The following is a 12,820-nucleotide window of genomic DNA, read 5'->3' as shown; positions in this document are numbered from 1 at the left end:
CGAGCTCATTCGGGCTGGATGCCCGCGTCCTTGGCGACCTTGGTCCACTTGACCATCTCGGCGCCGATGAAGTCGTTGAACTGCTGCGGCGAGCCGCCGCCGGGTTCGATCCCGTTGTCCAGCATCGTCTTGCGGACGTCCGGCATCGCGAGGATCTTGTTGACCTCGGCGTTGAGTCTGGCGATCGTGGCCTTCGGCGTGCCGGCCGGCGCGAGCAGTCCGCCCCAGGTGCTGGTCTCGTAGCCGGCCAGGCCAGCCTCCTGCATCGTGGGCACATCCGGCAGGATCGACGAGCGCTTGAGCGTCGTCACGGCAAGCGGCTTCAGCCGGTTGGCCTTGACCTGCACATTGACCGCCGCGACGGTGTCGAACATGAGCGAGGTGCGTCCGCTGATGAGGTCGGGGTGCGCCAGCGTGCTGCCCTTGTAGGGGATGTGCGTCATGTCGATGGCGGTCATGCTCTTGAACAGCTCGCCCGAGAAATGCGGCGCGCCGCCGCTGCCGCTGGAGGCGAAGCTCAGCTTGCCCGGGTTGGCCTTGCCGTAGGCGATCAGCTCCTTGAGCGAATTCACAGGCACGGTGGGCGACACCACCAGCACGAGCGGCACGACGTGCGTCAGCACCACCGGCTCGAAGCCCTTGACCGTGTCGAAGGGCAGCTTCTTCACCATGCTGGGGTTGATCGCATGGCTGCTCGCGACCAGGGCCAGCGTGTGGCCGTCCGGCGGACTCTTGGCCACGAGATCGGTGCCGATGATGCCGGTGGCGCCGGCGCGGTTGTCGATCACCACCGACTGGCCCCAGGCCTCGGTGAGCTTCTGTCCGATGAGGCGTGCCGTCAGGTCGATGGCACCGCCCGGCGAGGCGGGCACGACGATGGTGATGGGTTTGCTCGGAAACTGCTGTGCCGCTGCGGGCACGGCGCACGCGAGGGCAAGGACCGCTGCGGCGGCGAGGGTTCTGCGTTGCATCGATGACTCCGCGTCCGGCTCAGCGCGCGTCCTTGCGCGTGGCCTCGTAGGCCGCACGCGTCTCGGCATTGGGCGGATAGGTGCCCGCGAGCTTCGCGCCGCCCTCGATGCGCGCGAGGATGAAGGCCTCCATCTTCTCCTGCTCGGTGGCGTCGCGAGCCACCTCCTCGGCGAGGTGCTGCGGAATGACGACCACGCCCTCGTCGTCGCCGACCACCACGTCACCCGGGTACACCGCCACGCCGCCGCAGCCGATCGGCACGTTGAGGTCGATCGCGTGGTGGTGGATCAGGTTGAGCGGCGCACTGCCGCCCGCGCAGAAGACGGGGAAGTCCATCTGCGAGATCGGACCGCTGTCGCGCACCGGCCCGTCGGACACCAGCCCCGCCGCGCCGCGCACCTTGAGGCGCGTGGTGAGGATCTGGCCGCCGGAGGCCACCCGTGTTTCGCCGCGGCAGTCGATGACCAGAACGTGGCCGGGCGGCACGCTCTCGATGCCCTTTCGCTGCGGATGGTTCGGGTCGTCGAAGGCGCTGATCTGGTCGAGGTCCTCGCGCGCCGGGATGTTGCGCATCGTGAAGGCCGGCCCGACGAGATTGCCGCCCGAGGGCTTCGTCAGTCGGCCTACGCCTTGCAGGTAGACGTTGCGGAACCCGCGCTTGAAGAGCTGCGTGCAGAGCGTGGCGACGCTGACGTGGCGCAGCAGTTCGCGGGATGCGTCGGAGAGGGGAGTAGGTGCGGAGGTTTCAGTCATGGTTGATCGGCGAATGAATAGGGGGGTGGGGTGCGCGAGCCACACGAAGTGGGCGAGCCTGGGGGTTAGTTCGGTGAAGCGCCTGACTTGCGCACGAGTTCGCCCCAGCGCGGGATTTCCTTCTGCATCAGCGCGGCGAGCTGCGCGGGAGAACCGGCCACGATCTCCATGCCCAACTGATTCGTGAGCTTGTCCTTCACGTCGGGCATCTGCAGGATCCTGGCGATCTCGGTCGAGAGCCGTTGCGCGATCGGTTGGGGCAGGTCCTTCGGCGCATACACCGCCTGCCACGAAGCCATCTCGAATCCGGGCACGCCGGCTTCGGCCATCGTCGGCAACTGCGGGGCCAGCGCCATGCGCTTGGCGGTGGTGACCGCGAGCAGCTTCAGCTTGCCCGCCTGCACCAGCGGCAGCGCGGCCGTGATCTGGTCGAACATGAAGGTGACCTGGCCCGACGAGACATCGAGCATCGCGGGCGGCGTGCCCTTGTAGGGGATGTGCGTGAGCTTCACGCCGATCATGTCGCCCAGCATCTCGCCGGCGAGGTGGGTGGAGGTGCCGGCGCCCGAGGAGGCGAAGGTGCGCTTGGACGGGTCTTTCTTCAACAGCGCGATCAGCTCGGGCACCGTATGGATGCCGAGGTTCGGGTCGACGATCAGCACGTTGGGCAGGAAGGCGACGAGCGAGATCGGCTCGAAGTCCTTCACCGGGTCGTAGGGCAGGTTCTTGTAGAGGCTCGCGTTGATGGCGTGTGTGCTGATGGTGCCGCCGAAGAGCGTGTAGCCGTCGGGCTTGGCCTTCGCGACATGGCTCGCGCCGACCGCGCCCGCCGCGCCCGGCTTGTTGTCGACCACCACCGGCTGGCCGAGGGCGTCACCGAGCTTCTGCGCGATCACGCGGCCGATCACGTCGGTCGAGCCGCCGGGCGTGAAGGGGACGACGTAGGTGATGGGCCGGCTCGGCCACGCATCGGCCTGGGCCACGGCGATGCCGGGGAGGGCCGAGGCGATGCCGAGGGCGCCGAGGGTCTGGAGTGCCGCGCGGCGGCTGCCGTAAGTCTGGTTCATGGGCTTGTCTCGTGGTCCGGATGCGGCGCTCAATCGACGCCGATGTTCTTGTCGCGAATCACGCGGCCGTAGCGCGCGCGGTCGGTGTCGATCAACGCCTTCAGCTCTGCCGGGCCCGTGCCGCGCGGAACCGCGCCCTGCTCGACCAGCGTCTGCCGCGTCTCTGCCACGGAGAGCACGCTCTTCACATCGGCCGCCAGCTTGTCGACGATCGGTTGCGGCGTGCCTGCGGGTGCGAGCAGCCCGATCCACGAGCCGGATTCGGCGTTGGGCACACCCGCTTCGGCGAGCGTCGGCACGTCGGGCAAGGTGGGCGAGCGGGCGCTGCCCGTCACCGCCAGGCCGCGGAGCTTGCCGGCCTTGATGTAGCTCGCGGATTCGAGGATGGAGGCGAAGAGCACATCGACGTGGCCTCCCATCAGGTCGGTCATCGCGGGCGTGCCGCCCTTGTAGGGCACATGCGTCATGCGAACGCCGGCCGCCGCCGCGAAGATCTCGCCCGTCAGGTGCGGCGAACCGCCGCTGCCGGAGCTGGCGAACATCAGCTTGTCGGGCGAGGCCTTGGCGAGCGCGACGAACTCCTTCACGTTCTTCGCGGTCACGCTGGGGCCGACCATCATCACGAAAGGCAGCTCAGCCACCAGCGACACGGGCGCGAACGCGCGGTCCGTGTCGTAGGGCATTTTCTTGTAGAGCGAGGGATTGATGGACTGCGTGCCGACGTTGCCGATGAGCAGCGTGTAGCCGTCGGGCTTGGCCTTGGCGACCATCTCGGCGCCGACCAGCCCCGCAGCGCCGGCGCGGTTGTCGACGACCACGCCCTGGCCCCATTTCTGCGCGAGCTTCTGCGCCAGCAGCCGTGCGCCGAGATCGGTGCCGCCGCCCGCGGGGAAGGGCACGACGATGGTGACGGTGCGGTTCGGGTAGCCCTCCGTCGCCGGCGCTGCGGCGGGTGGAGTCTGCGCGTGGACGGCTGCGGCGCAGGCCAGCAGTAGGGGGAGGGCGCCAAGGCGCCGCAGGGCATGACTCATGTTTGTCTCGCTCCAGGTTTGAGGGATGCGGGCCAGCGGGCCGGTCAGTGGATCTCGGGCTCGCCCTCTGCCGGGGCGTTGCCTGCGTCCTCGCGATAGTCCGGCGCCAGGAAGTCGAAGTCGCAGCCGGTGTCGGCCTGCTGCACGTGCTTGAGGAACATCACGCCGTAGCCCCGGCTGAACTTGGGGATCGGCTTCTGCCAGTCGGCGCGGCGGCGGGCGATCTCCTCGTCGCTCACCTCCATGTCGATGCGCCGCGCATCGATGTCGAGCGTGATGAGGTCGCCGTCGCGCACCAGCGCCAGCGGGCCGCCCACATGCGATTCCGGCGTGACGTGCAGGACGCAGGCGCCGTAGCTCGTGCCGCTCATGCGCGCATCGCTGATGCGGACCATGTCGCGCACGCCTTCCTTCAGCAGCTTCTGGGGAATGGGCAACTGGCCCCATTCGGGCATGCCGGGCGCACCCTGCGGGCCGGCGCTCTGCAGCACGATCACGCTGTCCTGGGTGACGGGCAGGGCGGGGTCGTCGATGCGCGCGGCGAGGTCGTCGTAGTTCCTGAAGACGACGGCCGGCCCGGTGTGGCGGCGCAGGTGGGCTTCCATCGCGGCGGGCTTGATCACCGCGCCATCAGGCGCGAGGTTGCCGTGCAGCACGGCGAGGCCGCCGCTTTCGAGCAGGGCATCGGCGCGCGGGCGGATCACATCAGCGTTGTAGGTGCGTGCGTCCTCGATGTTCTCGGCCAGCGTGCGGCCGTTGCAGGTGCGCTGGCTGCCGTCGATCAGGTCGCCCATCTCGCGCAGGAAGGCGCGCAGGCCGCCGGCGTAGAAGAAGTCTTCCATCAGGTACTTGCCGCCGGGCCGCAGGTTCGCGATGACGGGCGTGCTGCGCGCGAGTGCGTCGAAGCGCGCGAGATCGAGTGCGACGCCGGCGCGGCGCGCCATCGCGATCAGGTGGACGATGGCGTTCGTCGAGCCGCCCAGCCCCAGCACTGCGGTGACCGCGTTGTCGAAGGATGCGGCCGTGAGGAAGTCGAGCGGCTTCAGGTCCTCCCACACCATCTCGACGATGCGGCGGCCGGTGTGCGTGGCCATCATCGCGTGGCGCGAATCGGGCGCCGGGATCGACGAGGCGCCGGGCAGCGTCAGACCCAGCACTTCGGCCGCGCTGGTCATGGTGCTGGCCGTGCCCATGGTCATGCAGGTGCCGGGGGAACGGGCGATGCCGTCCTCCACGTCCTGCCAGTCCTGTTCGCTGATGTTGCCGGCGCGCAGCTCGGCCCAGTACTTCCAGGTGTCCGAGCCGGAGCCGAGGAACTGGCCCTTGTAGTCGCCGCGCAGCATCGGCCCGGCGGGCACGAAGATGGTCGGCAGGTTCATCGCCAGCGCGCCCATCACCAGGCCCGGCGTGGTCTTGTCGCAGCCGCCCATCAGCACGCAGCCATCGGCGGGGTAGGAGCGCAGCAGTTCCTCGGCTTCCATCGCGAGCAGGTTGCGGTAGAGCATCGTCGTCGGCTTCTGGAAGGCCTCGCCCAGGCTCATCGCCGGGATCTCCACCGGAAAGCCGCCTGCCTGCCACACACCGCGCTTCACTTCCTCCGCGCGCTGGCGGAAATGCGTGTGGCAGGAGTTCATGTCGCTCCAGGTGTTGAGGATGGCGATCACCGGCTTGCCCAGGTAGTCGTCGCGGGAGAGCCCCATCTGCGCCGTGCGCGAGCGGTGGCCGAAGCTGCGCAGGTCTTTCACGCCGTACCAGCGGTGGGAGCGGAGGTCCTCGGGCTTCTTGCGATGAGCGGTGGACGAGGATGTCGGGGTCGAGGTCGGGGAAAGCGGGTCGGTCATGGGTTTGTCTCTCCGCGCCTTCCGGCTGGATGCCGGGATGAAATGTTAGCGCTGTCATTTCATCATAAGACCGGATCCGGCATGCGGTCAACAGGGTATTCGCGCGCCGACGCGGCGCGCGGCCGTCAGGCGCTGGCGCGTTCGATCAGCGAGAAGCCGAGGTCCACGACCTTCTGTTCGACGGGCCTTCCCTCGGCGCGATCGATGATGAAGCGAGCGGCCTGCCGGCCGATGGCGGTGCCGTCGATGCGCACGGTGGAGATGGCGGGATGTGCGTGCTGCGCGAAGCCAAGGTCGCCGAAACCCATGGCGGCGATGTCCTGCGGCACGCGCATGCCGCGCGCCTGCGCCTCGGTGATGACGCCGTGGGCGAGCGCGTCGGAACTGCAGACCACCACGTCGATCCCGGGAATCGTGGCGAGCAACTCGGCGAAAGCCGTCCTGCCGCTGCCCAGCGTTGTCGGCGCCGCGACGCTGCAGACATCCGGCTGCCGGCCGCCCAGTGCCTTCCAGGCCTGCTCGAATCCGGCGCGACGGAGGTTCGCCCGTTGGTCATCGCCGCTGACCACCGCAGGGCGTCGATAGCCCTTGGCATAAAGGAATTCAGCGATGTCAGCGCCTACTTTCTCGTGCGAGAACCCCACGAGCATGTCCACCGGCGTCGGCGTGAGATCCCAGGTCTCGACCACCGGAATGCCCGACGCCAGCAGCCGCCGGCGCCCTTCCGGCGAGCGCATGATTCCGGTCAGGACGATGCCGTCCGGCCGCCGGCCGACGATGGCGTCGATCAGCGCGTCCTCCCGGGAGTTGTGATAGCCGGCCTGGCCCAGCATGAGCTGGTAGCCGGACTCGGCCAGCGCCTCCGTGAGCGCCTGGATGGTCTCCAGGAACACGGGCCCCGCGATGGTCGGCACCAGCGCCGCCACCAGCCGGCTGCGGTTGGAAGCCAGCCCCCCGGCCAGCAGATTCGGCACGTAGCCCGTGCGCTCGACTGCCAGGCGCACCTTTTCGCGCGTCTTCGGCGACACGAGGTCCGGCGAATTGAGCGCCCGCGACACGGTGATGGCGGACACGCCCGCGAGCTTGGACACGTCGTCGAGGGTGATGCCGCCGCTGCTGCGGCGCGTCGGGCGGGGAGGCGGATCGTGGGTCACTGCTTCAGAAATGTCGGCGCTAACATCACGCCGGTCGCCGCATTATGGGCGAGCCTAGAAACCGAAGCCGGACAGCCCCGGATGGTCGTCCGGGCGTCGGCCCAGAGGCCAGAAGAACTTGCGATCGCTCTCCTTGATCGGCATGTCATTGATGCTCGCGTGACGGTGCACCATCAGCCCCGCCTCGTTGAACTCCCAGTTCTCGTTGCCGTAGCTTCGGTACCAGTGGCCCGAATCGTCGTGCCATTCGTATGCGAAGCGCACCGCGATGCGCGGGCCGCCGAAGGTCCAGAGTTCCTTGATGAGCCGGTAGTCGAGTTCGCGAGCCCACTTGCGTTCGAGAAAGGCCTGCGCCGCGGACCGGCCGACCAGGAACTCGGCGCGATTGCGCCAGCGCGTGTCTTCGCTGTAGGCGAGCGCCACCCGAGCCGGGTCGCGCGAGTTCCAGCCGTCTTCGGCCAGGCGCACTTTCTGCACGGCTGTTTCGTGGGTGAAGGGCGGAAGAGGAGGGCGGGTGTCCATGGCGAGTCCTTGTGCGGAGCAGTCGAAAGAATGAGGTAGACAGACTTGTCTACAGCACCAGTCTAGTGGGGGTAGACAGATCTGTCTACAATGAGCTGCATGACCACGGATGCAACCCCAGACCTCAAGGCCCGCCCGGCCGGCGAACGCATCCTGCTTGCCGCGCATGACCTGTTCTACCGCGAAGGCATCCGCGCTACCGGCATCGACCGCGTCATCGCCGAATCGGGGGTGACCAAGGTGACCTTCTATCGGCACTTCCCGAGCAAGAACGACCTGATCCTCGCTTTCCTGGCCTATCGCCACGAACGATGGATGGCATGGTTTGCCGATGCGCTGCAACGGCACGGCGGCAGCAGCGGCAAGGGCATCGCCGCGCTGGTGCCGGCCCTGCGCGAATGGTTCGGCCAGGCGGGCTACCGGGGCTGCGCCTTCCTCAACAGCGTGGGCGAACTGGGCGGCAGCCTGCCCGAAGTGGTTGCGATCGCGCGCTCGCACAAGCGCGGAATGGAGCAGGCCATCGCCGGGTTGCTGCCGCCGTCGAGACAGCGCGCCAGGGATGCGCAAGCCATCGCGCTCGCGGTCGACGGCGCGATCGTGCACTCCCAGTTCGAGGAGACGCCGGATGCGGCGCTGAAGAGCCTCGCCCGGCTGGTCGACGCACTGCAGCCCGAGGCCGCGCTCAAGCCAGGTCGAACTGCGCGGTAAACGCCACGCAGAATTCCGGCGTGCCGCTGATCGACAACGTCACCGTATGCCGGGGCGTCGTCGGCGGGCCTGACTGCACGGTCACCCGACCCGTGTTCTGGTCGAACGCGATTGTTTCGGGCACGGTGATTTCCTGCATGCCTTGCAAGTCATAGTCCCAGTCGCCGCCGTCGCCCACCGGCCCCCTGCGGCCGGGAAAGGCGGCGTGCGCCCACTCGAGCACCTGCGCGATCTCCGCATGCACGGCCGCGGCTTGCTGCGGGCCGGTGGTGGCCATGGCGTCGAACACGCCGACCTCCTCTGTGTCTTCGCTGTAGTCGAAATCCAGATAGTCCAATGTCATGCGGTCTTATACATTTTCTGCATGCGCCGTTCGAGCCGTTCGAATGGTTGCAGACTTTCGGGCGCAATTCAGCGAACCTAGAGCCCATGAACACTGACGCACTGCCTCCCTCGCTATCGAAGTTGATCGGCTGGTTCTCCGTGACGCCCGCCAAGCCTGTTTCGGCAAGGCTGCTCCTCGACATCCCGGCGACCTTTTCGGCGGAGCAGGCGGACGCAGTGCTCGATCTCGAAGTGATTGCGTCAAGAGATCAGGCCCGAGCCGGGCGCCGGCTGCGTGAATGCACTCCCTCGCTGTTCACGCGTGCGCAGGTCGAATGCGTTCGCGAGCTGCTCAGCCTGGAGCCTCGGGATCTGCATGCCACCCTCGCCGACGCGATGGAGCCCTGCGATCTGCGGGATCGGCTGGTCCAGGCGTAGGCCGGATCTCCGCTTCATCCGTGCGCTTCCTGCATTCGCACCTCGGCCAAACCTGAAGCGCTGAACGTCCCCCTTCGAGTGGTGGACAGGAGTGGGATCGGCGCGCATGCTCCCGTGCCGGTCATCCAGTCACGGAGCCACCCAATGACCCAACTCGAGCTTCTTCGCAGTCCGCGGACTCGCCTCGGCGCAGCGCTGTTTGCCGCCGCGGTGCTTGCAACCGGTGCGTCGCTTGTCGCGCCAGCCCGGGGACAGTCGGCCGACGAAAAGCTCGGCAAGGTGCATTTCGACGTGTCCTGCACGCCCACGGCCCAGGCGCTCTTCGATCGCGCGATGCTCTATCAGCATTCCTTCTGGTACCGCGCATCGAAGAATGCCTTCGAGGAAGTCGCGAAGACCGACCCGGCATGCGGCATGGCTTACTGGGGCATTGCGCTGAGCCTGCTCTGGAATCCCCATACCCCACCGCCGGAGAAGAATCTCGTCGAAGGCGCCGCCGCGCTGGCGAAGGGAAAGAGTGTGGGGGCCAAGACCCAGCGCGAGCGCGACTACCTCGATGCGCTCAGCGTCATGTATGCCGACCACGACAAGGTCGACCATCGCACGCGCGTGCAGGCCTATACCAAGGCGATGGAGCAACTGGCGCTGCGCTACCCCGATGACGACGAGGCCCAGATCTACTACGCGCTCGCCCTCAACATCTCGGCGCCGCCCACGGACAAGACCTACGCCAGCCAGCTCAAGGGCGCGGACATCCTGGAACAGATCGCCAAGCGCCAGCCGCAGCATCCGGGTGTTGCCCATTACCTGATCCATCTCTACGACTCTCCGGCGCTCGCAGACAAGGGCCTGGCAGCCGCCAGGCGCTATTCGAGCATCGCCCCGGCGGCAGCCCATGCGCAGCACATGCCCTCGCATGTCTTCACCCGGGTCGGCTACTGGAAGGAATCGATCGCCTCCAACGCGGAATCGGCACGCGTGGCGGCATTGGGCAAGGAGAGCAACGATCAACTCCACGCCATGGACTACCTCGTCTATGCGAACCTGCAGTTGGGCCAGGATGGCATGGCCAGCGCAGTCATCGACGAGATGGGCAAGGTCACCGGCTTCACGGAGACCTTCATCGCCGGGCCCTACGCACTGGCTGCCTCGCCGGCGCGCTACGCAGTGGAGCGTGACGACTGGAAGGCTGCGGCCGCACTGCCGGTCCGGCCCAGCCCCTTGCCCCACGTGCAGGCGATCACCTACTTTGCACGGGCCCTCGGCGCCGCGCGCTCGGGCGACACGGCGGCCGCCGAAGCCGATATCGCCAAGCTCACCGAATTGCGTGACAAGCTGCGCGAGGCCAAGGATGCCTACTGGTCGCAGCAGGTCGAGATCCAACGCCAGGTGGCATCCGCCTGGGTGCTCTATGCCAACGGCAAGCACGACGATGCGCTCAAGGCCATGTCCGCGGCGGCCGACGCCGAGGATGCGACGGAGAAGCACCCCGTCACGCCGGGCGTCCTGAAGCCCGCGCGCGAGCTCTACGGCGTGATGCTGCTGGAGCAAGGCAACTCCCGCGAAGCGCTCGTTGCGTTCGAGGCGACGCTGAAGAAGGAACCCAACAGGTTGGGCGCCACCGCAGGTGCGGCGAAGGCGGCGGAGAAGAACGGCGATCCAGTCGCGGCCCGCAAGTACTTCGGCCAGGTCATCGCGATCGCCGACGGCGCCGACAAGAGCCGCGGCGACGTGAACGATGCGCGCGTGTACCTGGCTAAGAAACCGTGAAGGCCTTGCATGCACGCCTGCTCCCGATCGTCGTGGCCGCGATGGCGGCTCCGGCGTGGGGCGGAGCTGAGCTGAAACTGGTCGGCTATTCGGGCAGCCTCGGCGAATGGGAATGGAGCGCGAGCGTGGCGGAGACGATCGCGGGCCGGACGAAGGAATTTGCCGGACCCTTGACGATGCAGCATGTCGGAGTCTGCAGCCAGGATGGCCCCGAGACGAAGACCGGCCGGATCCGCTTCCAGTTGTCCAGGATGCCGCCGGAGATGAAGGCGACGGTATGGATCGACGGCGTCGAATGCAAGTTCAGTGGCCGCTTGTCGGATCGCTATTCGGGCTCGATGACCTGTCCGGACCGGCAGGCGATGCTGCTGAACATCTGGCTCAAATAACTCGTCATCGGGCACGCACGCGACCGACGTCGTCCTCCCAGTCCACCCAATCCACCGGATGGGTTTCCAGATACTGGCTGACCGCGGCGCCGATGGTTGGAAAGAACGCCGCCTCCCCCAGTCGCGCGAACAGCCCGAAGCGCTTCAGCTTGTCCTTGACGGGGTCCTTCATCTCGGCGATGCACAGCTGGATGCCCGCCGCGTGCAAGGTCTCGTCGAGTTCGGCCAGCATGTCGGCCGAGGTCACGTCCACGCTCGTGACCGGCTCCGCCGCAACGACCAGCCAGCGCACAGGCGTCGGCGATGCAGCCACCGCGTTGAGCACCCGGTCCTGGAACAGCTCGGCGTTGGCGAAGAACAGGGGCGCATCCCACCGGAACAGGACCAGGCCCGGAATGAGCCGCGCGTCGGGATAGCGCGTGATGTCGTGATAGCCCTTGATGCGGTCTGCGCGCCCGAGGACCGCCGAGTAGGGGCGCCACGCATCCCACAGGAACTCGATGACGGCGATGGCGATGGCCAGGCCGATGCCCTCGATCGCGCCCAGCACGGCCACGCCGACGGTGCAGAGGACGGAGAGCCAGAATTCCCAGCGCTGGATGCGGTGGATCCGCCTCAGATCGGTGATCTCGATCAGGCCGATGGCCGAAGCGCTCACGACCGCGGCGAGTGCGCTGTTGGGCAGGTTCTTCAGCAGGTCCGGCGCCATCAGAAGCAGCAAGGCGACGGCCAGCGCGCCGACGACGCCGGTCACCTGGGTCCTCGCGCCCGCCGCCTCGGCCACGGGCGTGCGCGACGAACTGCTGCTGACCGGAAAGCCCTGGAAGAATCCTGCGGCCAGGTTGGCGGCGCCCAGCGCCACCATCTCCTGGTTCGGGTCGACATAGGTACGTGTCCGCGCCGCATAGACCCGCGACAGCACGCTGGTGTCGGCGAACGAGACGAGCGCGACCGCGCAACCGCCGATGACGACGGGACCGATGTCGGCCCGGGTGATCCACGGAAGGGCGAACGAAGGCAGGCCCTGGGGCACGGCGCCGAGGACCGCCACATCGGCGCGCGCCGCAAGGTCCAGCACGCCCACGACGACGGTGGCGGCCACCACCGCGATCAGGATTCCCGGGACGCGCTTGTGGCCCTTGAGCAGCAGGATGAGCGCGAGCGTGCAGGCACCGACCGCGAAGGCGACGCCGTTGGTTTTTCCGTCCATCACGGCCGTGGCGATGGCCTGCAGGTTCCGCAACGGTCCATCGCCTTCGATCGAGAAGCCCAGGAGCTTGGGCAACTGGCTGATCAACACCGTCAATGCGATGCCGTTCATGTAGCCGTAGCGGATCGGCTTGGAAAGAAGTTCGGTGATGAAGCCCAGGCGCGCGATGCCCGCAAGGATGCACACCGCCCCCGACACGATCGCCATCATGGCCGCGAGGGCGATCGCGCGTTGCGGGTCGCCGCCGGACAGCGGCAGCACGACGGCGAGGATGACGGCGGCCAGCGAGGAATCCGGCCCCAGCACCAGGATCCGGCTCGGGCCGAACAGCGCGTACGCGATCAGCGGAACGATGGTCGCGTAGAGCCCATAGATGCCGGGCACGCCCGATGCCACCGCGTAGGCGATGCCGACGGGCACCAGCATGGTGGTCAGCACGAGTCCGGCCACGATGTCGTGGCGCAGCCAGGCCCATTGGTACTCGCGCAGCGTGCGAAGTCCCGGAAGCCACCGGCCCCAGCCACGCTGGTCGGCGGCCTTCGCGCGCGGTGCAATCCGGCCCGGTTCCGGGTGGGGGGACGAAGGGTCCGGCGGGCCGCTAGTGTGCATCGACCTCGATCACACGACTTCCGCGCGCCGCG

At 67.8% G+C, this 12,820-nt stretch carries 13 protein-coding genes; 4 read left to right on the top strand and 9 right to left on the bottom strand.

Going from position 1 to position 12,820, the window contains the following annotated elements:
• Window positions 1-5: 5 nt before the first annotated feature.
• From QTH97_RS23455 to QTH97_RS23425, 7 genes are all read right to left on the bottom strand, one after another.
• On the bottom strand, window positions 6-971 hold the full coding sequence (locus QTH97_RS23455; protein ID WP_286570876.1) for a tripartite tricarboxylate transporter substrate binding protein: 966 nt from the start codon (window positions 969-971) through the stop codon (window positions 6-8).
• A gap of 19 nt (window positions 972-990) precedes the next feature.
• Window positions 991-1,725 (bottom strand): ribonuclease activity regulator RraA, encoded by a 735-nt coding sequence (locus tag QTH97_RS23450; protein WP_286570875.1) that lies wholly within the window; start codon window positions 1,723-1,725, stop codon window positions 991-993.
• A gap of 65 nt (window positions 1,726-1,790) precedes the next feature.
• Complete coding sequence (locus tag QTH97_RS23445) at window positions 1,791-2,792, bottom strand: Bug family tripartite tricarboxylate transporter substrate binding protein (protein WP_286570874.1); 1,002 nt, start codon at window positions 2,790-2,792, stop codon at window positions 1,791-1,793.
• A 29-nt stretch (window positions 2,793-2,821) separates the two neighbouring features.
• Window positions 2,822-3,823 (bottom strand): Bug family tripartite tricarboxylate transporter substrate binding protein, encoded by a 1,002-nt coding sequence (locus QTH97_RS23440; protein ID WP_286570873.1) that lies wholly within the window; start codon window positions 3,821-3,823, stop codon window positions 2,822-2,824.
• 44 nt (window positions 3,824-3,867) lie between these two features.
• On the bottom strand, window positions 3,868-5,664 hold the full coding sequence (gene araD, locus QTH97_RS23435; RefSeq protein WP_286570872.1) for an L-arabinonate dehydratase: 1,797 nt from the start codon (window positions 5,662-5,664) through the stop codon (window positions 3,868-3,870).
• 125 nt (window positions 5,665-5,789) lie between these two features.
• Window positions 5,790-6,818, bottom strand: coding sequence for a LacI family DNA-binding transcriptional regulator (locus QTH97_RS23430; RefSeq protein WP_286570871.1), 1,029 nt, complete (start codon window positions 6,816-6,818; stop codon window positions 5,790-5,792).
• Window positions 6,819-6,872: 54 nt separating this feature from the next.
• On the bottom strand, window positions 6,873-7,340 hold the full coding sequence (locus tag QTH97_RS23425) for a nuclear transport factor 2 family protein (protein ID WP_286570870.1): 468 nt from the start codon (window positions 7,338-7,340) through the stop codon (window positions 6,873-6,875).
• Window positions 7,341-7,439: 99 nt separating this feature from the next.
• Here QTH97_RS23425 and QTH97_RS23420 point away from each other — a divergent pair, with 99 nt between their 5' ends.
• Entirely contained in the window at window positions 7,440-8,048 is a 609-nt protein-coding gene (locus QTH97_RS23420) for a TetR/AcrR family transcriptional regulator (protein WP_286570869.1), read from the top strand.
• Here QTH97_RS23420 and QTH97_RS23415 read toward each other — a convergent pair.
• Window positions 8,023-8,391, bottom strand: a complete 369-nt coding sequence (locus tag QTH97_RS23415) for a hypothetical protein (RefSeq protein WP_286570868.1) — start codon at window positions 8,389-8,391, stop codon at window positions 8,023-8,025. The two genes, QTH97_RS23420 and QTH97_RS23415, sit on opposite strands and share 26 nt — an antisense overlap.
• An 86-nt stretch (window positions 8,392-8,477) precedes the next feature.
• Between QTH97_RS23415 and QTH97_RS23410 the strand changes: the two genes are divergently transcribed.
• The 3 genes from QTH97_RS23410 (at window position 8,478) to QTH97_RS23400 (ending at window position 10,969) form a co-directional block, all read left to right on the top strand.
• Entirely contained in the window at window positions 8,478-8,810 is a 333-nt protein-coding gene (locus QTH97_RS23410; RefSeq protein ID WP_286570867.1) for a hypothetical protein, read from the top strand.
• A gap of 144 nt (window positions 8,811-8,954) precedes the next feature.
• Window positions 8,955-10,580: a tetratricopeptide repeat protein gene (locus tag QTH97_RS23405; protein ID WP_286570866.1), complete on the top strand. Its 1,626-nt coding sequence runs from the start codon at window positions 8,955-8,957 to the stop codon at window positions 10,578-10,580.
• Window positions 10,577-10,969, top strand: coding sequence for a hypothetical protein (locus QTH97_RS23400; RefSeq protein ID WP_286570865.1), 393 nt, complete (start codon window positions 10,577-10,579; stop codon window positions 10,967-10,969). Before QTH97_RS23405 ends, QTH97_RS23400 begins: the two co-directional genes overlap by 4 nt.
• Window positions 10,970-10,973: 4 nt before the next feature.
• Here the strand turns inward: QTH97_RS23400 and QTH97_RS23395 are convergent, their stop codons facing one another.
• Entirely contained in the window at window positions 10,974-12,788 is a 1,815-nt protein-coding gene (locus tag QTH97_RS23395) for a SulP family inorganic anion transporter (protein WP_286570864.1), read from the bottom strand.
• Between the last annotated feature and the right edge of the window lie 32 nt (window positions 12,789-12,820).

This window comes from Variovorax gracilis (assembly GCF_030317115.1).
GTDB classification, from domain to species: Bacteria; Pseudomonadota; Gammaproteobacteria; order Burkholderiales; family Burkholderiaceae_C; genus Variovorax; species Variovorax gracilis.
Note: the sequence above shows the minus strand (reverse complement) of the source record. Positions and strands in the feature narration are given on the sequence as shown.

What these genes read in the sequence shown, in the direction of transcription:
- QTH97_RS23455 (WP_286570876.1), bottom strand. Translation starts at nt 971, where the DNA reads ATGCAACGCAGAACCCTCGCCGCCGCAGCGGTCCTTGCCCTCGCGTGC.
- QTH97_RS23450 (WP_286570875.1), bottom strand. Translation starts at nt 1,725, where the DNA reads ATGACTGAAACCTCCGCACCTACTCCCCTCTCCGACGCATCCCGCGAA.
- QTH97_RS23445 (WP_286570874.1), bottom strand. Translation starts at nt 2,792, where the DNA reads ATGAACCAGACTTACGGCAGCCGCCGCGCGGCACTCCAGACCCTCGGC.
- QTH97_RS23440 (WP_286570873.1), bottom strand. Translation starts at nt 3,823, where the DNA reads ATGAGTCATGCCCTGCGGCGCCTTGGCGCCCTCCCCCTACTGCTGGCC.
- araD (WP_286570872.1), bottom strand. Translation starts at nt 5,664, where the DNA reads ATGACCGACCCGCTTTCCCCGACCTCGACCCCGACATCCTCGTCCACC.
- QTH97_RS23425 (WP_286570870.1), bottom strand. Translation starts at nt 7,340, where the DNA reads ATGGACACCCGCCCTCCTCTTCCGCCCTTCACCCACGAAACAGCCGTG.
- QTH97_RS23420 (WP_286570869.1), top strand. Translation starts at nt 7,440, where the DNA reads ATGACCACGGATGCAACCCCAGACCTCAAGGCCCGCCCGGCCGGCGAA.
- QTH97_RS23415 (WP_286570868.1), bottom strand. Translation starts at nt 8,391, where the DNA reads ATGACATTGGACTATCTGGATTTCGACTACAGCGAAGACACAGAGGAG.
- QTH97_RS23410 (WP_286570867.1), top strand. Translation starts at nt 8,478, where the DNA reads ATGAACACTGACGCACTGCCTCCCTCGCTATCGAAGTTGATCGGCTGG.
- QTH97_RS23405 (WP_286570866.1), top strand. Translation starts at nt 8,955, where the DNA reads ATGACCCAACTCGAGCTTCTTCGCAGTCCGCGGACTCGCCTCGGCGCA.
- QTH97_RS23395 (WP_286570864.1), bottom strand. Translation starts at nt 12,788, where the DNA reads ATGCACACTAGCGGCCCGCCGGACCCTTCGTCCCCCCACCCGGAACCG.